The sequence below is a fragment of the Streptomyces sp. HSS9-12 genome (genome assembly GCF_054963655.1).
Map to the genome: position 1 here is coordinate 49657 of NZ_JBUEGC010000034.1, position 20758 is coordinate 70414.

Annotated in this window: 11 protein-coding genes, 1 pseudogene and 2 CRISPR repeat arrays (1 of these 14 cut by a window edge); of the genes and pseudogenes, 3 read left to right on the top strand and 9 right to left on the bottom strand. The window is 67.1% G+C overall.

The annotated features are described in order from the left end of the window. Positions 1-845: a CRISPR direct-repeat array (repeat unit 37 nt; unit sequence GTTGCGATCCTCGACCGCCCCGGAGGACGGTCGCCAC) (it extends 438 nt beyond the left edge of the window). Positions 846-985: 140 nt separating this feature from the next. The 9 genes from cas2 to ACY34J_RS19075 all read right to left on the bottom strand — a co-directional run bounded on the left by cas2 (position 986) and on the right by ACY34J_RS19075 (position 11881). Continuing rightward, a complete protein-coding gene (cas2, locus tag ACY34J_RS19035; RefSeq protein WP_462727669.1) occupies positions 986-1276 on the bottom strand; it encodes a CRISPR-associated endonuclease Cas2 in 291 nt (96 codons plus the stop codon). After that, complete coding sequence (cas1c, locus tag ACY34J_RS19040) at positions 1276-2310, bottom strand: type I-C CRISPR-associated endonuclease Cas1c (protein ID WP_462727670.1); 1035 nt, start codon at positions 2308-2310, stop codon at positions 1276-1278. The genes cas2 and cas1c overlap by 1 nt, the downstream gene beginning before the upstream one ends. Further along, a complete protein-coding gene (gene cas4 / locus ACY34J_RS19045) occupies positions 2307-2969 on the bottom strand; it encodes a CRISPR-associated protein Cas4 (protein WP_462727671.1) in 663 nt (220 codons plus the stop codon). The genes cas1c and cas4 overlap by 4 nt, the downstream gene beginning before the upstream one ends. Continuing rightward, a complete protein-coding gene (cas7c, locus tag ACY34J_RS19050) occupies positions 2966-3832 on the bottom strand; it encodes a type I-C CRISPR-associated protein Cas7/Csd2 (RefSeq protein ID WP_462727672.1) in 867 nt (288 codons plus the stop codon). Before cas7c ends, cas4 begins: the two co-directional genes overlap by 4 nt. Positions 3833-3896: 64 nt before the next feature. Further along, a complete protein-coding gene (cas8c, locus tag ACY34J_RS19055) occupies positions 3897-5714 on the bottom strand; it encodes a type I-C CRISPR-associated protein Cas8c/Csd1 (protein WP_462727673.1) in 1818 nt (605 codons plus the stop codon). Between the two features lie 7 nt (positions 5715-5721). Continuing rightward, the gene (gene cas5c / locus ACY34J_RS19060) at positions 5722-6471 is read right to left on the bottom strand and encodes a type I-C CRISPR-associated protein Cas5c (RefSeq protein WP_462727674.1); all 750 of its coding nucleotides are present in this window, start codon (positions 6469-6471) and stop codon (positions 5722-5724) included. Between the two features lie 212 nt (positions 6472-6683). Continuing rightward, positions 6684-7523, bottom strand: a complete 840-nt coding sequence (locus ACY34J_RS19065) for a hypothetical protein (RefSeq protein WP_462727675.1) — start codon at positions 7521-7523, stop codon at positions 6684-6686. Then, the gene (locus tag ACY34J_RS19070) at positions 7481-8974 is read right to left on the bottom strand and encodes a CRISPR-associated endonuclease Cas3'' (protein ID WP_462727676.1); all 1494 of its coding nucleotides are present in this window, start codon (positions 8972-8974) and stop codon (positions 7481-7483) included. The genes ACY34J_RS19065 and ACY34J_RS19070 overlap by 43 nt, the downstream gene beginning before the upstream one ends. Positions 8975-9264: 290 nt before the next feature. Then, positions 9265-10839: a CRISPR direct-repeat array (repeat unit 37 nt; unit sequence GTGGCGACCGTCCTCCGGGGCGGTCGAGGATCGCAAC). A gap of 133 nt (positions 10840-10972) precedes the next feature. Then, positions 10973-11881 carry an NAD(P)H-dependent flavin oxidoreductase gene (locus ACY34J_RS19075; protein ID WP_462727677.1) on the bottom strand — a complete coding sequence of 303 codons (909 nt, stop codon included), beginning with the start codon at positions 11879-11881 and terminating at the stop codon, positions 10973-10975. Between the two features lie 853 nt (positions 11882-12734). Between ACY34J_RS19075 and ACY34J_RS19080 the strand changes: the two are divergent. The 3 genes and pseudogenes from ACY34J_RS19080 to ACY34J_RS19090 all read left to right on the top strand — a co-directional run. Next, positions 12735-13184, top strand: a pseudogene (locus ACY34J_RS19080) (LamG-like jellyroll fold domain-containing protein); the annotation flags it as partial. A gap of 214 nt (positions 13185-13398) precedes the next feature. Further along, positions 13399-20232: a polymorphic toxin-type HINT domain-containing protein gene (locus ACY34J_RS19085; RefSeq protein WP_462727689.1), complete on the top strand. Its 6834-nt coding sequence runs from the start codon at positions 13399-13401 to the stop codon at positions 20230-20232. Continuing rightward, positions 20229-20633, top strand: coding sequence for a DUF6896 domain-containing protein (locus ACY34J_RS19090; protein ID WP_462727678.1), 405 nt, complete (start codon positions 20229-20231; stop codon positions 20631-20633). The genes ACY34J_RS19085 and ACY34J_RS19090 overlap by 4 nt, the downstream gene beginning before the upstream one ends. The last annotated feature ends 125 nt before the right edge of the window (positions 20634-20758 follow it).

Genomic DNA, 20758 nt, shown 5'->3' on the forward strand with positions numbered 1-20758 from the left:
CGGGTTGCGATCCTCGACCGCCCCGGAGGACGGTCGCCACGGCGTCAGCGCGGGCAGGATCGCCACCAGCAGCTGCGGTTGCGATCCTCGACCGCCCCGGAGGACGGTCGCCACTCACACACCCGCGCCTCGGTCATGCGCCGACCGTAGTTGCGATCCTCGACCGCCACGGAGGACGGTCGCCACCGCGTCGGGCCTTGTAGTGGTGGGGGGTGTCGTGGATGTTGCGATCCTCGACCGCCCCGGAGGACGGTCGCCACCGTTGGCTGGCGGTCCGGCTGTCGGATGGGGGTGGGGTTGCGATCCTCGACCGCCCCGGAGGACGGTCGCCACAACCATCAAAAGCCGCACGCCATGACCGCAGGCGAGGTTGCGATCCTCGACCGCCCCGGAGGACGGTCGCCACCGCGCTGCGGTTGTTGCTGTTGGCTACCGGCATCGAGTTGCGATCCTCGACCGCCCCGGAGGACGGTCGCCACTGTGGTCACGTCGCCGTTATCCAGATAAGACCAGATGTTGCGATCCTCGACCGCCCCGGAGGACGGTCGCCACAGCCTGCCGGCTCCGCAGTGGAGTTGTGGGGAGTCGTTGCGATCCTCGACCGCCCCGGAGGACGGTCGCCACTGCGGAAACCCTTGTACCGCAGGGCTGTCGCCTCGTTGTTGCGATCCTCGACCGCCCCGGAGGACGGTCGCCACCTAGTACGTGATCTCGGTCGCCGGCTCGGCCGAATAGTTGCGATCCTCGACCGCCCCGGAGGACGGTCGCCACTAGAACTGGACTCCGTCATGCCTACTAGCATCCTTGTGTTGCGATCCTCGACCGCCCCGGAGGACGGTCGCCACGCTGGTTGACCAGCGGAAACAGCACAGCGAGGGGATTTGCGCGACTCACCGACGGGAGCGTATGCGGTCGTACCAGACATTCTCCTTCGGTGCGGTCCGCGTGTCGTGCGTGCACTAGGGGTTCCGAAGCTCGGGCTGACTCACAGGATGAGGTCCTCGTGGTGGGGCTGGATCTCGGCGACACCGAGGGTCTGGACGTCGGCGAAGCCGTCGTGGGGGAGCCGGTAGATGCGGATGCTGTCACGATCTGTGTCGATGATGTCGTCGATCCGGTCGAGGAGTTTCAGCAGGTCCTTGTCGTCGGTGACGATCTCGAAGACGGACTGCTGTACGCGCAGGCCGTAGCCTTCGCAGAGTTTGGCGACGCGGCGCAGTCGGCGGCGGCCTTCGGGGGTGGTGGTGTCCACGTCGTACGTCAGGAGCAGGTCCATCAGGCGGCAGTCCAGGGGAGGTAGCCGGGCAGTTCGCCGCGCAGGTGGCGGGCGAGTAGCCGGGCTTGTACGACGGGGAGGAGCCCGGCGGGAACGTCACGGCCGGCGATGGGGTGTTCCCAGGTCTGGAGTTTCCAGTCCTGCCAGGCGCCGATGACGGTCTTGCGGCCGTCCTCGGTGAGCTGGACGGCGCCTCCGGCAAGGTGTTCGAAGTGTTCGGCGCGCAGTTGTCGGCGGTTGAGGAGGGTGAGGGCGAAGCGGTCCGCGAGGGCGGGGCGGAATTCCTCCATTAGGTCGAGGCAGAGGGCGGGTTTTCCTGGTCGCAGGCCGTGGAGGTAGCCGATGTAGGGGTCGAGGCCGACTTGTTCGGCTGCGCCGTGGACGAGGCCGCGTAGCAGTCCGTAGGTGAAGGAGAGCAGGGCGTTGGTCGGGTCGGTGGGCGGCCGGCGGTTGCGGTGCGTGAAGGCAGGTATGCCGTCGGCGGGCCTTAAGGCGTGCTGCAGGGCGGTGAAGTAGCCGCGGGCGGCGTTTCCTTCGATGCCCATGAGGATGTCGAGGGATTCTGCGGTGGCGGTCTTGGCGAGGGCCTCGGCGAGATCGGCCGCCACCTGGCGGATTTGCTGGCGCGGGTTCGGGCCGGCGTCGCGGGCGGCGCGCAGCAGGATCCACCGGCTGTTGCGGATCTTTCCGGCGACGATGTTCCGAGCAATCGTGAGTCGGGCCTCGGTGTTGTCGTGCACTTGGTGTTGGGCGTGGCGGAGCAGGACGTTGCCGTGTACGGCACCGTCCAGGCGGGCGAGGTATCGGCCGCCTCGGCTCATCCAGGTGATGGGGCGGCCGTCCTGGGCGCACCGCGTGATCAACTCGGTGGATAGGTTGATGTGCCCGTAGAGGACGATGCCGTCGAGGCGACGCAAGGGCAGGGTCTTGCGTCCGGGGACGTCGGGCAGGTGAACGCGGAGGGTGTCCTGGTCAAGGCGCATGTCGGCGCCTTGGGTTTGGACGTAGAGGGTGTTGAGGAGCTCGGTGGTCACGCGTGGTGGTCCTGGGTGTCGTCGAGGCGGTAGAGGTCAGTGAGGGCTTGGCGATAGCGGCGGGTTCCGGCTAGCACCTTGGGCATGCAGCCGGTGGCCATCGAGCAGCGGCGGCAGCGACTGTCGGCGGCGGGCGGTGGCAGGGTGCTGCCGGTGAGCATCGTGCGTACGGCTTCGGCGAGTTCGAGTACGCGGGCGCGCAGGGCGTCGTCGACGGTGACCGGGTGGCGGCGGCGGTCGGCGGCGGAGTAGACGACTGCTTCGGGGACCGGCCGTTGGAACATTTCTTCCAGGCAGATCGCCTGTGCTGCGGCCTGGATGTCGGCCGGTCCGCCCGGGTGGTAGCGGCCGGACTTGTGCTCGACGGGCAGAACGCGGCCGTCGGCGTGGAGTTCGACGGTGTCGCAGATGCCGGTCAGGCCATATCCATCGTGCCAGACGGGCAGGGCGTGCAGAGTCCGGATGGTGCCGCGTCCACGGTTGCCTGGGGTGTCGACGCGCTGGTGCAGCAGAGTGCCGCGTACGGTCGCGGCGTCGTCTGCGAAGGCGTCCTCCAGAAGGATCAGGCCGGACTGGCGGGGGCAGTACGCGAAGTGCTCCAAGGCGGAGAGGGGGACCTGGGCCAGGTCCCCCTGCGCCAGGGCGGGTCGGGGGGTCATCCGATGAGGCGGGTGAGGGTGACGCCGTCGGGCAGGTCGGCCTCGGCGACATCGACCTGGTAGTCGCTGAAGGCGCGGGCGGTGGCGTCGCCAGGGCCCTTGACGGTGAGGCGGTCCAGGAGTTGGCGAGCTGGCGCCTTGCCGTACTGGTCGTCGTGGCTGAAGACGTACAGACCGCGCAGGTTGAGTTCGCCGCGGGCGGCGGCCCGGTCGTGGTCGAACATGAGGGTGAAGGCCCGCCAGAACATCTCAAGGTCCTCGGCTGAGACGCCGGTGCGGGTGGCGAGCGGGGCGCTGAAGTGGCCCTCTCCGCGGTAGAGGCCGTAGGGGACGATGTGCTTGGAACCCATCTCGGTGGCTTTGCCGGAGTCGACGTCTTCCTGCTTGGTGGGGGTGACGCGGGTGATGCCGTACTCGAGCGGGGTGACGGGGTCGATCGACCGGGAGAAGGTCAACTGGAGGGGGCCCTGGACACGGCCGGCCTGCTTGTCCTTCTTGCCGGTGGTCATCACGGCGCCGAACATGCGCACGTCGAAGAAGGCCTGGCACATCCACTGCTGGGCACTGAGCTGGTCCGCGTCCTGGCCGAGGGCAGCGTAGGCGCGCTCGTGCTGGGTGTTGAGCGCCACGCCGGCCTCGACGTAGATGTCGTAGCCGGGCTTGTGGGCCTCCTCGTTGAGGAGCGCGACGGTGTTGCGGATCTTCCGCTTGAGGGCGACGTCGGTGATCAGGCCCTGGCTTGAAACGGGGTCGGTGCGGGGCATGCCGCCGGCGTCCGGGTCGCCGTTGGGGTTACTGTCGCGGGCCTCGATGAGGAAGACGAAGTCGTGCTTGCGGGCCGGGTCCAGGTGGGCGGCGATCACGGTGATGTTTCTCCTGTGTCTGCAGATGTATTGGATAAGGCGGTGTGCTGAGGGTGGTGTGGGATCAGCCGGTGGAGGCGGTGCTCGCAGCTGTGTCCGGCGCCTCGGCCGGGTCCTGTTTTTTGTCCTTGGCGGCCTTGTGTGCGGCGCGGGCAGCGTTGTCCTCGGCCCGCTGCTGCTCGTAGCCGAGGACGAACCAGGCCTGCTGACGGGTGTCCAGCAGGACGGGAATTCCCTGGTCGAGGCGGGCGAGGGTCGCGAAGGCCTCGGACAGGCGGGTGTCCAGGGCGTAGTACGTGCCGGGCTTGTCTCGGCGCAGTCTCTTGAGGTGGCCGTTGGCTCCGTTGCGCAGGTTGGTCAGAACGGCGGCGGGGGCGGTCATGGCGGTGCCGAAGTACTTGTCGCCGATGGTGGTGTTCACGTCTGTACCGAGCGCGGCGCGCTGGACGGCTTCCAGGACGGCGAAGGTGCGGCCGCACAGGTATCCGGGTTCGTGGTTGTGTTCGTCCTGGCGGGGCATGGGTCCGGGGCACTCCTCGTCGTGACGGTTCGGGTGAAGGGCGAGGCGCAGCAGCGCGATGCGGGCGGCGTCCAGGCGCCGGTCGGCGCGGATGCGCTGCAGCAGGTGGGGTAGCAGGCGGGCGGGTACAGGGCCGCGGGTGAGGGCGGCGCGTAGCAGTTCGGCCTCCAGGCCGTGGGGGGCGCTGCGCGGTACGTATCTGCCGACTTTGTCGTCCCAGCGGCCGGCGGCTAGGACGAGCAGCCAGATCGGCAGGTAGCGGTGGGTGTTCTCCCAGCCGTCGTAGACCCGGTGGTGCTGGAACCAGGCGGCGATGTTGGTGCGCAGCCGGTCCAGGGGGATGTCCAGCCAGTCCAGGACGACCGCCCGGGCGTTGTTCAGGGCCAGGGTGAGCGCGTAGTAGGCGTTGGCGTCGACCCGCTGGGCGGTGATGGGGTCAGGACGGTCGTTGAGGGACTCCAGCAGGCGGCCGACCGCCTGAGGTGTGGGGTGGTCGAGGGTGTCGAAGAGTGGATCGGCCGGCTCGCGGGTCCACCACACGGTCACCGAGTCCGTCGCGCGTCGCCGGTGCCTCTCGTCGGCCAGAAGCAGGTTGAGCGCAGCCATGGCCCGCGAGCCGCAGCGCTCGCACACGGGGGTGTTGACCAACTGCAGCGCCCCGCCGCGGCCCTGGGCGTAGGCGTTGATGCTGACCAGCTGGGCGTCCTTGCCGAGCCCGGTCGTGGGGATCGCACCGGATTTGATGCTCTCGGGAATGGTGGCGAGCAGGTCGCCGTCCTTCCCGCACACCAGGCACACCCCGGGTGTCCCGCCGCCGGCCTTGCGTGCCCGGACCGTGGCCGCCCAGGCCTCCTGGGCCGAGGGCAGACTGTGCAGCCATCGCCCGCCGCTGGTCATGAGCGCGATGGTGTCGCTGTGCACCAGGTCCTCGGGCAGCTTAACGCGGGCCAGGCCGCCCGACCTGACGAAGGCCGCGGCCGTCTGTGCGTCGGGGGGGTCGGGCACGTTGTCGGCCCAGGCCAGCAGCAGCTCGGCGTACTCCCCCCGGCGGCGGACCGCCTCCTTGGTGGCCTCCTCGCTCACCGTCCCGTCGGCGGCCGCCTTGGGAACACCGAGCACATACTGAGCGGTGTCCACCAGCAGATACGGAGGCGGCATCGTCCCCGACCGGTAGGCGTAGGGCGCGTTGGTCTCGACCGGCTTGTCCTTGGAGCCCTTGGCTGGGCGCCGGTCGAGGAGGTCGGCCCGGGTGCCGTGTTCGTCCAGCACCAGCGCCCACTGGATCTTCTTGGGCCGGTAGTAGGCTGGCGGTAGATCCTCTTCGTGACACTTGGCGTACTCGACTAGGCGATGAAGCAGCATTCCCGCCTCACCGCCCCCGCGTGTCGGCGCGCCACGCCGCGCCGGCCATCGCCACCTGCTCCGGGCCCAGCGGCCGCAGCGGAACCTCTAGCACACCGCTGCGCAGTTGGGCGTGGAACCAGCGGTACTCCTCGCCCCCGCCCTTCGGGCGGATGATGGAGTGCAGCATCACCCCCAGCTCCTCGTCCCGCTCGATGGGCCGGGCGTCCGTGGCGGGGCGGAAGTCGCAGCTGAATTCCCGGCAGCCCAAAAACGGCTGGGAGAAACAGGCCCCCTTGTCAACCCGGCGGCGCAGCTGCTCGCGGTACTTCTCCTCCGTCCCACCCTTTGCGTGCTGAGCGAGCGCGACCTGCGCACGGATCCGGTACGCGACATCCCGCAATAGCATCGCGTTGCGCTGATCGCGGTCGCGCTCCACGTCGTAACGCCGCCGAGGATCCTTGCGCAACGCGGCCACCTCGGTGGTGGACACTACCGACTTCACCTCATTGCGCCGGACCGAGCTCCACTCGATGGGCTTGAGTACCTCGATCGCCGTGATCACGTACCGGAACTCGGGTTTCCAGAAGATGGACTCCAGCACCCCCACCGCCGCCGACGGCGTCATTACCGGGTAGGAGACCCGCTCGACCTTCAACTCAGGCCGGGTGAAGCAGGCCGACGGGCCCGCCACCTCCACCACCAGATCCGGAAAGACCCAGCCGTTGTTGCCACGCCGCTCGGCCAGACCAAGTCGCACCGCCGTACCAGACGCCATGTCACTCCCTCCCCAATTAACCCGGCGCAACCGTGCACCGGGAACCACTCCGCCTTACGCGGACCCCTTCTTACGTGCTGTGCGCCTCGGCAGTCCCGGAGGACGACCGGGATCCGGACCGTACTTGCGGGGACTGACAACGCCCCCTGCCACCGCACGAGGCATGCCGATTGAGCAGCGCGAACGCCTTGGCCGCCAAGTGCCAGGCCTATTCAGAGGTTGAACGCGTCCCGGTCCTCAGGCTCCTGGGGATCCAGACCGCGATGCTCGTGGTAGGCGCCCTGCCACAGCAGCAAGTCGCCGAGCACGGGAGCGGCCAGACCGGACCGCACAGCCCCCTCCGCCTCGTGGCGCGGGAGGGACGCGGTGTGCTGTTGAAGACCGCGCAACACCTCCGGCCCGCACGGGCGGTACGGGTCGCGCAGCCGCGCGACCGCGTCCTCGATCTCTTCGCGCTCCTCCTCGCGGCGGATGACCACCACCGGGATGCTCAGCCCGTCCTCGATCATCTGAAAGCGCCGATCGACCTCCGGGAAGTCCAAGCCCCGCCGCAGCTCGTCGATCTCCGATCCCAGCCCGGAGTCCGGGCTGCCTTGCTGCAGGGCGTATCGCAGCTGGTAGTAGCGTTCCAACGCCAACAGATCGTCCGGATCGGCCAACTCGGGCCCGAAGTGCAAGCCGCTGGCCTCGAGGGCCGCCTTGTACGAGGCTCCACCAGGCTGGCGGCCATCCGTGGCCCGGAAAACCACCACGGTTCCCGGTCGGGGGAGCCGCCCGTCACGGTTACAGCGTCCGGCCGCCTGCTGCAGCGAGTCCGCCGGCGCCCACGACCGGTACACCCGCGGGAAATCCAGATCCACTCCGGCCTCGATGAGGCTGGTGGAGACAGCCTGGACCGCAGCCCCATCTGCCAGGAGCTGCTTGATCTCGGCGATGACCTCCCGGCGATGACCGGCAGTCATCCGGGTCGACAGGTGCAACACCACGGCCCCCGGATCAGCTTCCGCCTTCAAGTGGCGGTGGAAGCAGGCGGCGTCTTTGGTCGTGCCCACCACCGTGAGCACCTGCGGTGCGCTGCCACCTCCGCGGCGATGCCCTCCAGCGTCACGTCTTCGCCGGACCGCCACTCATACTCCACGCGGCGCAGAGCGTCGAACAGCGCGGCGGGCTCCTCCACGATCGCCCGCCGTTCCAGCCCCTCCCACTTCTTCAGGTCCCAAAACGATGGCTGCGTGGCCGAGACCAGCAGCACCGTGACCCCGAAATGCTCGACCAGCCCCCGCAGCACGCTCAGGATCGGCACCAGCAGAGGGTCCGGCAGCGCCTGCACCTCGTCCAGGACGATCACCGACCCGGCCAGGTGATGCAGACGCCGCATCGCTGACGGCTTGTGCGCGAAGAGTGACTCAAACAGCCGCACTGTGGTGGTCACCACGAACGGGGCATCCCAGTTCTCCGCCGCCAGCTTGGCCGTACGCGCCCGCTCCTCGGCCACGGCCCGCTGCCCGGCCGTGAGCCCGTCCAGCTGCCCCGGGGAGTCCAGGTCCACCGCACTGTGGTGCTCCAGCACCGCAGCCTCCTCGCCCGAACCGGGCTCGGGGTCGAGCAGCTCACGGTAGACCGCCGCGTTCTGCTCCGTAATGGAGACGAACGGCACCGCCAGGATCACGCGCCCCAGCCCGTGGGCCGCCGCGTGCCGTAGCGCGAAACCGCCAGCGGCGAGGGTCTTGGCCCCGCCGGTCGGCACGTGCAGCACATACACCCCCGGCTCCCCGGCCGCCGCCGCACACGCCTGCTCATACACCCCCTGCCGCAGCCCGTCGACTGGTGACGGTTCTCGGTCAGCCAGTTTCTTCGCCCGCCGCGTCTCGTACCGCTCCACCAGCGCCGCCATGTCCGCCGGCTCACGCACCCGCGCGGCACAAGCGGCGAAATGCGCTTCGGTATCGAGGAAGTCCGCGTCCACCACGCAGCTGAACAGCATCCGCAGCAGCAGATCCAGCCCCAGCCGCCCCTCGGTCGGCGGCGCGCCCCGCAGCCAGCCGGGCGGCATCGGCCGCGGATCCGGATGAATCTCCGGCACCACGCGCTCCACTGCTCGTACCGACTCAGCGACCCGGGCAGCCTCCGAGCCCGCGCCCATTGCCTTCGCTAGCTCGTCCTTAAGCCGCTCCAGATCCGGCAACCCTCCGTGATGCCCGAAGACCACGGCGCCGAACGCCAGCGGCAGGTACTGAGACGCAAGCCAGGTCCCGGCGTGCTTGTGTGGCACCCCCACTTTGCCGCTACCACGCTGTTCGACCGCTGTCAGCTTGTCCTGCCACGCGCAGGCTCCCTTGCCCACGTCGTGCACCAGCGCCAGGTAGGCGGCCAGCTCCCCTGCCCCGAAGGCCTCACCGAACCGCCGCGCCAGCGCAGCTGATCCGTACAGATGATCTTCCAGCGTATGCCGCAGTCCGGACACCGAACTCCGGCTGTGCGCATACAACTGCGCCTCAGGCATGACAAGTCCCCCCCAGGCCAATGCGCCTATTGCGCGTGACTCTGTCATGAACGGTGAACATACACACCACCGCTGACAACGACGCCTAAAAGCCCAAACCTGATCACTGATATATGGCTCGGCTAGACTTATTGACGTTCAGTCATGCGCTGGGGGCAAGCTTCGGAACCCCAAGTGCACACACGACACGCGGACCGCACCGAAGAAGAATGTCCGCTACGACCACATTGGCTCCTGTTGGCGAGCGTCGCAAAACCTGCTCGCTTTGTGGCTTCCGCTGGTCAACCAGCGTGGCGACCGTCCTCCGGGGCGGTCGAGGATCGCAACCTGCCCGGCACCGCCTCGGTGGCCGGGTCTTTGTCGTGGCGACCGTCCTCCGGGGCGGTCGAGGATCGCAACGCTGCGGTCATGCGGCAGATTCACAGCGCGCTCGCGTGGCGACCGTCCTCCGGGGCGGTCGAGGATCGCAACACGGTCATTGGCGACTGGAAGACGGGCAAGGACACGGTGGCGACCGTCCTCCGGGGCGGTCGAGGATCGCAACCCCGAGATCAAGCGCATGTCCAACAGGTGGCAGCGGTGGCGACCGTCCTCCGGGGCGGTCGAGGATCGCAACCCTCGGTCTCTGCGTCGAAGAGCGGGATGGTGGGTTGTGGCGACCGTCCTCCGGGGCGGTCGAGGATCGCAACGCCATCACCCGCGTCTCCCCGCTCCTCGGACACCGCGGTGGCGACCGTCCTCCGGGGCGGTCGAGGATCGCAACGGCATACGTGGCGGTGTGGAGGATGAGGGCGTGCCAGGTGGCGACCGTCCTCCGGGTAGGTCGAGGATCGCAACAACGACCCGATCGTCTGGGAGGTCTCCCGCGACGGGTGGCGACCGTCCTCCGGGGCGGTCGAGGATCGCAACAGCTCGGCGCGCAGGGGCGCGGCCTGCTGCTGCGCCGTGGCGACCGTCCTCCGGGGCGGTCGAGGATCGCAACTCCAACATGAGCCGCCAGGGCAGCGCTGCCCTGCAGGTGGCGACCGTCCTCCGGGGCGGTCGAGGATCGCAACTCCTGCAGCTCGAACGGCAACGCCTTCATCGGCGGCAGTGGCGACCGTCCTCCGGGGCGGTCGAGGATCGCAACGAGTTCAAGGGCGTGACGATCACGGCCGGGGCGTCCGGTGGCGACCGTCCTCCGGGGCGGTCGAGGATCGCAACTGCGCTTCGAGGCGCTGCCGCGCACCCAGCTTGAGGGTGGCGACCGTCCTCCGGGGCGGTCGAGGATCGCAACAACACCCCAGAGGGCACCGTCAACCTCGAGACGGGGGTGGCGACCGTCCTCCGGGGCGGTCGAGGATCGCAACGCGAAGGTCTGGCAGGAGATCGGCGACGGGGTCCGCAAGTGGCGACTGTCCTCCGGGGCGGTCGAGGATCGCAACGACGTGGTCAAGCCGACGTACTCCTTCACCGGACTGTGGCGACCGTCCTCCGGGGCGGTCGAGGATCGCAACGGCTTCGACCCGCGCGGGAACCTCGTCACCATCACGCTGTGGCGACCGTCCTCCGGGGCGGTCGAGGATCGCAACCAGGATGCGTATGGGGTCACCCCGCCGCGCACCACCTGTGGCGACCGTCCTCCGGGGCGGTCGAGGATCGCAACGGCCTCAGCACCCGGGAGATCGCGCAGCGGGTCGGGTGGCGACCGTCCTCCGGGGCGGTCGAGGATCGCAACGAGCAACTGTTCCAGCGAGGCGACTCCGTCACCTTGTTGCGACCGTCCTCCGGGGCGGTCGAGGATCGCAACACGGTGTCAGCCTCCGGTGTTGGGTGGGGTGCCCCCGGGTGGCGACCGTCCTCCGGGGCAGTCGAGGATCGCAACTCGAAGTCGCCGTACACAAGGACGGAGTCCGAGCGGGGTGGCGACCGTCCTCCGGGTGACAGCGGCCACCAGAAATTCCCCACGCACGGCCAGTTGCGGGTGTGACCGAGGGTGACCGCTGTCGGCTCGCGACATTAGCCGTGGGCTCCTGGCCGATTGTTCGGCCGGAGCCTTCCGGCCCAGGTCAGTGCATCCTCGGCTTGGGCAGCCAGCGTGGTGACGAGGTCGGCTGCGGAAGGCAGATCGGTGATGAGGTCGATGGCCTCGCCCGCCCAGACCGGCAGGGGTGGAATCGCCCCTCGTGCCACATCGTCCTGGTAGTCCTGACGGGCCTGGGAGTCGTCGGCCAGCTCGGCCTCCCGGCCGCGCCATCGGTCGAGATAGGGGTGGCTGAGAGTACGTGCGGTGTACTTCTGGGTCGGCCAGCTCGCGCCGCGGGCGATGTCCAACACGCTGTTGCGTTCGGTGTCCTGTCCGCGTCCTTCGATGATGGCCTTGGTGATGGAGGGGTTGACCAGGGCTTCGGTCGTGGCCTGGAAGCGGGTGCCGATCAGAGCTCCGGCGGCACCCAGGGCCAGGGCCGCGGCGACGCCGCGGCCGTCGGCGATCCCGCCGGCTGCCAGGACCGGTACCGGTGCCGCGAGGTCCACCACAAGCGGCACGAACGGCAGTGTGGACCGCCCGCGGCGGGCGCCGTGGCCACCGCTCTCGGTTCCCTGCGCCACGATGACGTCGGCGCCCACGTCCATGGCCCGCTTGGCCTCGTCCAGATCGGTGACCTGAACGATCAGAACCGCGTCCGACCGGCTGATCCGATCGACGAACGGGCTCGGGTCACCGAAGGACAACATCACCGCCGCGGGATTGAACTCCAGCGCCTGCTCCACCGCGCCGGCATCGATCGCCCAGGTCAGAAAACCGACACCCCACGGCTGGTCGGTGCCCTCCGCGACGATCGGCAGCTCTCGCTCCAGCCAAGCTCGGTCCCCGTACGCACCGCCCAGCAGCCCGAGGCCGCCAGCGCGGGAGACGGCCGCGGCCATTGCGCCCCGGCCGAACCGCCCATCGGTGCCAGCACGATCGGGTGCCGCACGCCCAACAACTCCGTCAACTCCGTCGACAACGCCATGGCCACATCATCGCTCCCCTGCTAACGGACAGGGCACGGGCCGAGGCAACGCGCCTCCGCGAGAGCTCCACGCCGAGCCGCCAGCCCGTCGACGACTACACGTTGTGACATTCGCGGCCAGATAACTCCCCACTAACTGGCCGCGAGCGGGGAATCTGAACTGGCCACTAACATCCGGGGCGGTCGAGGATCGCAACGGCGCAGGCGCCGTGGAGGCCATTGATGCCGGGGCCGGTGGCGACCGTCCTCCGGGGCGGTCGAGGATCGCAACATCACGACGGCGGACGACGCGCAAGAGGGCTCGATCGTGGCGGCCGTCCTCCGGGGCGGTCGAGGATCGGAACCGCCTGCCGCCGCCCATACATCAGGTTCCGATTGGGTCAAGCGACCTGGGCTGATGCCGTACTCGCGAGGGGCGGATCTCGCCCGGATCTCATTCGGGACGAGGAAGTGGTAATCCGATGTCCAGTCGCGGCGGCCCCCGCAGGCCAGCGGCTGGCGAAGACCTCGGCTGACATCAGCACCTGACATCAACAGGGGAAGACACAGGCAGACAGGAGAAGACGGTCCGGAGAGCAGGCGCCTCAGCCGCTACCCGCCTCATAGGGGTATCGCAGCGGTGTACATGGATGGCGCACGCCTGGGGGTCAAGGGGTCGCAGGTTCAAATCCTGTCGTCCCGACCAGCGTTTTCGCAGGTCACAGGCCGTTTTCTCAGAGATGGGAAAGCGGCCTTTTCCGTGTTCGCAGGCCTGGTGGTCGCATGGTGGTCGCGTATGTGGCCTGGAATGGCAGCGTACGGCAGACGGTTCGGCATGGGGGTTCTGGTATCAGCTGACCGGCAAGAACACGGTGCTGGACGAGGACACGCTCGAAGAGCGGATCGTGCCGGTGGGGGTGTGGCACTTCGGCCGGCTCAACGCTGATGGCACGTTCAGCTCCGTGGTCTCCAACGAGGTGGCCGCACTGGACAGTCCGGTCCGGCTGACCGGCATCTTCGACGCGCAAGCCGGAACGATCAGCCTGTATCTGGGCCACAACCAGAACGGCGACGTTCAGATGTTCACCGCCAAGGCAGGCTCGGGTGACTTCGCGATCGGCCGAGGCTTCACCAGCGGTGCGTGGAAGCACTACCTGCCGGGCCGGATCACCGATGTGCGCCTGTGGGCCGGTGCGATGGCCAGCTCCGCTCAGATCGACACGCGCATCGGTGACTGACGAACCCATCGGTGCGGGCGATGCCGACTGCGATCGCCCGCACCGGGGCCACCGCTGTGGCCACACAGGCAACCTGTGAACCAACTTCTGCGGAAACTCGGGTGGGGAACGAACAACCATGTCTTTTGGCATAGGCATCTCAACTCTGATGCTCGGTAGAGCAAGACGCCGTCGTTCACGGTCGCTGGTGACCGTGCTGTCTCTGTCCTTGCTGATGCCTGTGGGGCTGGCCCCCGTGGCCCAAGCGAAGGCCGGCGGGTTCGGCCCACCCGATCTGCCTGAGCAGCGTGTGAGCAAGGTCAGGAAGGTCTCCGGCCTGGGGGCGAGGAAGGCGCGGGAGAAGGCCGCCAGGGACAAGGTGGCCAACGCCGCGCAGGCCAGGAGGGCAAAGTCCGAGCAGAAGGTGTCCTGGCCGAAGCCCAGCGAGGCGACGGTAAAGCTCACTACAGGCAAGAAAGGCAAGGTCACGCCGGGTGGTCTGCCGCTGACGGTGAGCCCAAAGCGCAAGCCTGGCAACCCGGCCATGACAGAAGCCCGCGTCACGGTGCTGGACCAGAAGGTAGCCGCGAAGGCGGGCATCACCGGTGTGCTGCTGACCACCGAGGCCGATGCCGCGGGCCGCGCGATGGTGAATGTCGGCTACAGCGGCTTCGCCGGTGCGATCGGTGGCGGCTGGGCTCAGCGGTTGCAGCTGGTACAACTGCCCGCCTGTGTGCTGACGACTCCGAAAAAGGCGAAGTGCCGCAAGCAGACACCCCTTGACTCCCACAATGACCTCGCATCTCAGCACGTTTCCGCCCAGGTCCAACTGGCGGAGATCAAGAGGGGCGTTTCCCCACAGCTGGGCAGCAGCACGTCTGACGTGACCGTCATGGCGGTGACAGCCGCGGGTGCCGGTTCCGGCGAGTCGCCGTCGGGCAGTGGAGACTACTCCGCGACGGAGCTGTCGGAGTCCTCCTCCTGGGAGGCGGGCGGCAGTTCGGGATCGTTCACCTGGTCGCACCACTTCCCCGTGCCTCCCGCCGCCGCGGGACCGACACCGCAGCTGTCGCTGTCGTACGACTCAGGCAGCACCGATGGTCGCACCGCGACGACGAACAATCAGGGATCCAAGGTCGGGGAGGGCTTCTCGCTCAGCGAGTCCTACGTCGAGCGGTCCTACGTCAGTTGTGACGAGGACGGGCACGCCGACGTCTCCGACCGGTGCTGGAAGTACGACAACGCCCGGCTGGTCCTGAACGGAAAGTCCTCCCGGCTGGTGAAGGACAAGGATTCCGGGCAGTGGCGCCTGGAAGATGATGACGCCTCGCAGGTGACCCGTTCCACGGGGGCGGACAACGGTGACGACAACGGCGAGTACTGGACCGTGGTCACCGGTGACGGCACAAGGTACGTCTTCGGGCTGAGCAAGCTGGATGGCGCCACCGATCAGCGGACCGACTCCACCTGGACCGTGCCTGTTTTCGGCGATGACTCCGGTGAACCGGGCTACTCCGCGGGCAGCGCGTTCGCGGACCGGGCGCTGACACAAGCCTGGCGATGGAACCTCGACTACGTCGAGGACACACACGGAAACGCCGCGACCTACTGGTACGCCAAGGAAACGAACCACTACAAGAAGAACAAGTCCGAGACCGCCAACGCCTCCTACGTCCGGGGTGGGTATCTCAAGGAGATCAAGTACGGACTGCGCAAGGGGGCGCTATTCACCGATGATGCCGACGCGAAGGTCACCTTCTCCTACGCCGAGCGCTGCACGGTCGGTGATTGCACGACACTGAACAAGGACACCTCCGACAACTGGCCGGACGTCCCCTTCGACGCCATCTGCTCGGACGGTGATACCGAGTGCAACGCATCAGGCCCGGCCTTCTTTACCCGTAAGCGCCTGACCGGCATCAACACCCACTCCTGGTCGGCCGCCGCCACCGGCTACGAACCCGTGGACTGGGCGCTGACTCAGGAATACCTGGACGGCGGCGACATCGGCGACACCAGCGACCATGTCCTGACACTGAAATCGCTCAAGCGTACGGGCAAGGCAGGCACCGATATCGCCCTCGAGCCGATCTCGTTCACCTACCAGATGCGGCCGAACCGTGTGGACGCCACGGATAACATACTGCCGCTGACCAGGCCCCGTATCTCCACCGTCACCTCGGAGACGGGGGCCCTCACCACGGTGACGCTGTCGCAGCCGGAATGCCGGCGCAGCGAGGTCCTCGGCACGCCCGAGGACACCAACACCCGCTCCTGCTACCCACAGTTCTGGCACATCAACGGAGCCGAGACCGCCTCGGTCGACTGGTTCCACAAGTACCGCGTACAGGCCGTGGTCGCCTCCGACCCCACCGGGCACAACGACTCCGTCGAGCACGCCTACTCCTACGCGGACGCAGCCTGGCACTACAGCGACGACCCCCTGACCCCTGCCGATGAGCGAACCTGGTCCGACTGGCGCGGCTACCGGCAGGTGACCGTCCACACCGGTGCTCTGAACACCACCCGCTCCAAGACCGTCTCCCTCTACCTGCAGGGCATGGACGGCGACAAGAAGAAGGACGGCACCACCCGCTCAGTCACCCTCTCCCCCCTGTCTGCCCCGGACCTGGGCATCGCCGGGATCACCGACAGCAACCAGTACGCGGGCCAGCTGCGCCAGAAGGTCACCTACAACGGCACAACCCCGATCACGGTGACCGTGAACGACCCCTGGTCGAAGGAGACCGCCCGCCAGAACGTGCCAGGGGCCGGTGACCATGTGGCGCGGTATGTGCGCACGGCGAAGACCAAGACGCACACGTATCTGACCGCGTCGAATTCCTGGCGTGCCCGCGCGGTCACCACGACGTACGACGACTACGGAATGCCGGTGAGCGTCGATGACTCCGGCGAAATCGGCCTGAACGGTGACCAAACGTGCGCCCGTACCTGGTACGCCCGCAATGATGAGGTTGGCATCACCAACCTGGCCTCGCGCACTCGTACTGTCGGCCGTTCCTGCTCCGTCCTCGACACCAGCTTGAACCTGCCAGCGACGTACGCCACGCGCGGCGACGTCCTCTCCGACACCGCCACCGTCTACGACAACCCCCAAGCCACAAACTGGACAGCGAGCCAGAAGCCGACCAAGGGCGAGGCCAACTGGACCGGACGCGCCACCGGCTATCCGGCCATGGCAGGAGTGGACGGCCAGCGGTCGCCGACCGGCTGGCAGACCGTCAGTACCGCCACCTACGACACCCTCGGCCGCCCAGTAACCGTAACCGATGCGGACAGCAAGGCGACCACGATGGCCTACACCCCGGCCACCGCCGGACCCCTCACCAAGACCATCACCACCAACCCCAAAACCCATAAAATCACAAGCTTCCTGGACGCCAGGCGCGGTCAGGCGCTGCGCACGTATGACGCAAACCTGAAGAAGACCGAACTCGCCTACGACGCGCTCGGCCGGCTGACCAAGGTGTGGCTGCCCAACCGCGTGAGCAGCAGCCAGAGTCCCAACAGCACATTCGCCTACGCGCTCAACAACACCAAGCCGTCGTGGGTGTCGACCTCGACACTGAAGGCCGACGGAAGCACGTACAACACCAGCTACGCCCTCTACGACGCGCTGCTGCGCCCCCTGCAGACCCAGTCGCCCACCCCAGATGGCGGTCGGCTGCTGACCGACACCCGTTACGACACCCGCGGCCTGGCCTACGAGGCCTACGCGGACATCTTCGACACCACCAGTACCCCAAACGGCACCTATACACGTGCCGAATACGGCGAGGCTCCCACCCAGACGGAGACGGTCTTCGACGGCGCCGGACGGCCCACAACCAGCAACCTGTACGTCTCCGGAACCAAGAAGTGGTCGACGGTCACCAGCTACACCGGCGACTCCATCGCCACCACGGCACTCAAGGGCGGCTCGGCCCAACGCACCATCACCGACGCCCGCGGCCGTACCGTCGAAACCCGAGATTATGCCGGTGAGAGCCCAGCGGACTCCGGCTTCGGCACCGGCCCCGGCGCCTCATACGCCTCCACAAAGTTCACCTACACGCTGGACGACAAGCAGGCCACCATCGCCGGACCCGACGGCGCCACATGGACCTACGGCTACGACCTGTTCGGCCGCCAGACGAGCGCGGATGACCCTGACAAGGGCCAGACCAAGACCGACTACAACGCCCTCGACCAGGTGATCAAGTCCACCGACGCCCGCCAGACCTCGATCCTGACGGCCTACGACGAAATCGGCCGTGTGACAGGAACCTGGTCTGGGACGAAGACGGACACCAATCAGCTGACCGCCTACACCTACGACACGGTTCTCAAGGGGTATCCAGGTTCTTCCACCCGCTACGTAGGCGGCAAGACCGGCAAGGCCTACACCAGGAAGGTCACCGCTTGCGACAGCTTGTCCCGCCCGACCACCACCCAACTCGAACTTCCGGCAAGCGACCCCCTCGTGGCGGCCGGAGCGCCGGCCACGCTGGAGTTCACCAGCTTCTACAACATCGACGGCACGCTGCAGAACACCAAGGAGCCTGCACTCGGCGGTCTGCCTTCGGAAGTCATCGACTACGACTACACCGATCTTGGACAGGTCACCTCCGTCACCGGAACCACCGGCTACCTGCTCGAGGCCGACTACTCCGCCCTCGGTCAAGCCGAGCGGCTCACCCTCGGAATCGCCAACGCCGAGGAGTACAAGAAGGCCTACATCACCAACACCTACGAGGAAGGAACCGGCCGACTCACCCGCAGCCACGTCACAGATCAAACTCACCCCAACGTTCAGGACCTCAACTACACCTTCGACGACGCCGGAAACGTAACCTCCATTACCGACCCGACCACCCTGGGCGGCACCGGCAAAGCCGAAACCCAATGCTTCACCTACGACGGCCACCGCCGCCTGACCGAAGCATGGACGCCCGCCTCCCAGCAGTGCTCCGATGAGCGCAGCGCGGGCAGCCTGTCCGGCCCCGCGCCGTACTGGACCGGCTACACCTACAACGACGCCGGTCAGCGCACCAGCGAAACCCAGCACAAGACAAGCGGCGACACCAAGACCACCTACTGCTACACCAACAACCAGCCTCACACCCTGAAAGGCACCAGCACCAAGGCCGACTGTGCCAATCCCGACCGCAGCTACGACTACGACGCCACCGGCAACACCAAGCGCCGGCCCGGCAAGAACAGCGCCCAGGACCTCACCTGGTCCCATGAGGGCAAGCTCGCCAAACTCGCCGAAGGCACGACCTCAACCGACTACCTCTACGACGCCGACGGCACTCTGCTCATCCGCAACACCACAGGCGGCGAGCGCATCCTGTACGCAGGAGCCACCGAGCTTCACCTCAAGGCCAACGGCACCACCTGGGCCCAGCGCTACTACGCCTCCGGAGACGTGACCGTCGCCGTCCGCTCCAACGAGTCCGGTTCCAATAAGCTCTCGTACCTGGCGGGCGACCACCACGGCACCTCAAGTGTGGCCATCGCCTCCGACACCCAAGCCGCCACCAAGCGCTACATGACCCCCTTCGGCGCCGAACGCGGCACTGAGGGCGGCTCGTGGCCCGATGACAAGGGCTTCCTCGGCAAGACCAACGACACCACCACCGGCCTCACCCACGTCGGTGCCCGCGAATACGACCCCGGCATCGGGCAGTTCATCAGCGTCGACCCCCTCCTGGAAACCGACAAAGCCCAAACCCTCAACGGGTACAGCTACAGCGGCAACAACCCCGTCACCTTTACCGACCCAACGGGCCTGGGACTCGCCTGCGGTGGCGCAGGTGGCGCCATGGAAGCTTGCCCTGACGACGGTGACCCCATGCCGGAGCCGGTAGGCCATGACGGCCGCGGTCCCGACGACAACACCCTGCCTCCATGCCCGCAGTGCGGTATGCCGCTCAACGAACAGGACGGGACTGACTGGAACGGTGACGGGCAGGTCGTCATACACCCGGGCATGGCGATCCCTGCCGGTTGGAAGGACACCCGCCAGTTCGCAGAGGTCTTCCACGACAAGATCATGGAACTCTGCAATCCCGGAAGCCTCTACAAGGACTGCTACGCCCAAGACAACATGTCGTCCAGGGTGACACTGGCCGGCACGCGCAACTACACCTGCCGAGAGGTCTACGGCGGTGCCTGCCCCGGCGGCTACAACCCGGGCACGATGATGGCTGCTCTCTTCGCGCTCAGCGCTGCTGAAAAGGGATTCGGCGGAAGGGCGGGAGGCTCCCGGGGACGCGCCGGTTGCAATTGCTTCTTGGCTGGAACTGACGTTCTCATGGCCGATGGCAACACGAAAGACATCGAGGACGTCAAACTCGGCGACAAGGTGCTGGCGACCGACCCCGAAACAGGTGAAACAGGTCCGCGAGAAGTAACCCGGCTCATCCGCACCGAGGACGACAAGTACTTCAACAAGCTGTCCATCGCCACCGACGACGGCATTGAGACACTCACCGCGACCCACGAGCACCCCTTCTGGTCACCCTCCGAGGAGCGCTGGGTCGTAGCAGACGAGCTCGAACCAGGCATGTCGCTGCTTAGGAACAACGGCGACACCGTCATCATCACCGCTAACAAGGCCTTCTCGAAGCGCGCCGGCACCTACAACCTCACGGTTGACGACCTCCACACGTACTATGTGCTGGCGGGGCAGACGCCAGTCCTCGTTCACAATTCGAATGGAATTTGTGGAAGTGCGGATGCGCACAGCTTCAGGCGTACGGAAGCTCTGTCAGGAAATGCGTCCAAGAGGAACGTCGATTCGCTGACTGCTTCAATGAAGGAGAATGGCTGGCAGGGTGATCCGATATCCGTGGCGAAGATCGGTGATGACCTGTACGTCCTGGACGGTCACCACCGTGTTGCTGCGGCGAAGCGTGCAGGGATTGACGTGCCGTATCGGGTGCTTTCGGATGCTGACATTCGTGCCAGGTATCCCGGGGGTGCCGATGACATCACAACTGCTTGGGCTGAGGTAGGGCCGGACCGCCTAGTGAACAAGTACAAGAGACCGGGGTATCGATGACAGGCCAGCCTTTGAGGGAAGTCGAGGCGTACTTGCAGGCCCTCTCCCGGGTGCGCAGCGCTGTTCAGCGCTGTCACCCGGGTGGTCAGGGGCTGGCTAGCATCCTCCACCTGTATCGGTCGCGATCCCTGGAGAAGGCCGGGCGCATCCAGGAAAGTGTTGAATACAACGTCCACGGTTCTGGATGCCTTTTCATTGAGGCCAGTGGAGCCGAGGTTGACGTGGACTTCCTAGAGGAAGGGACGGAAGTCTTTGATGCCTGGAGGATCAGGAGGCTTTCGGTAAGTCTCGGCGAGGAATCCTCGGAAAGCCTGGACGAAATCGTTGCCGCGTGCAGAAAACTGGTTTCGCTCGGACGTTTGTCTGAGCCGCGCAGCGGATGGTTTTCGGCAGTTGAGTAGCGCCCTCCCCTGGTTTGCCTGAAGGTCGACTCCATTCCTGTCCGATGTCGAAGTGAATTGACGAGGCCCCCTCTTCCTGTAGCTCTTGGAGAGGGGGCCTCGCGATGCCTTGACGGCAACGCTGA

Coding starts and splice junctions, on each gene's coding strand:
- cas5c (WP_462727674.1), bottom strand. CDS start 6,471: ATGGCGTCTGGTACGGCGGTGCGACTTGGTCTGGCCGAGCGGCGTGGC.
- cas4 (WP_462727671.1), bottom strand. CDS start 2,969: ATGACCCCCCGACCCGCCCTGGCGCAGGGGGACCTGGCCCAGGTCCCC.
- ACY34J_RS19085 (WP_462727689.1), top strand. CDS start 13,399: ATGCCTGTGGGGCTGGCCCCCGTGGCCCAAGCGAAGGCCGGCGGGTTC.
- cas2 (WP_462727669.1), bottom strand. CDS start 1,276: ATGGACCTGCTCCTGACGTACGACGTGGACACCACCACCCCCGAAGGC.
- ACY34J_RS19075 (WP_462727677.1), bottom strand. CDS start 11,881: ATGGCCGCGGCCGTCTCCCGCGCTGGCGGCCTCGGGCTGCTGGGCGGT.
- ACY34J_RS19090 (WP_462727678.1), top strand. CDS start 20,229: ATGACAGGCCAGCCTTTGAGGGAAGTCGAGGCGTACTTGCAGGCCCTC.
- ACY34J_RS19070 (WP_462727676.1), bottom strand. CDS start 8,974: ATGCCTGAGGCGCAGTTGTATGCGCACAGCCGGAGTTCGGTGTCCGGA.
- cas8c (WP_462727673.1), bottom strand. CDS start 5,714: ATGCTGCTTCATCGCCTAGTCGAGTACGCCAAGTGTCACGAAGAGGAT.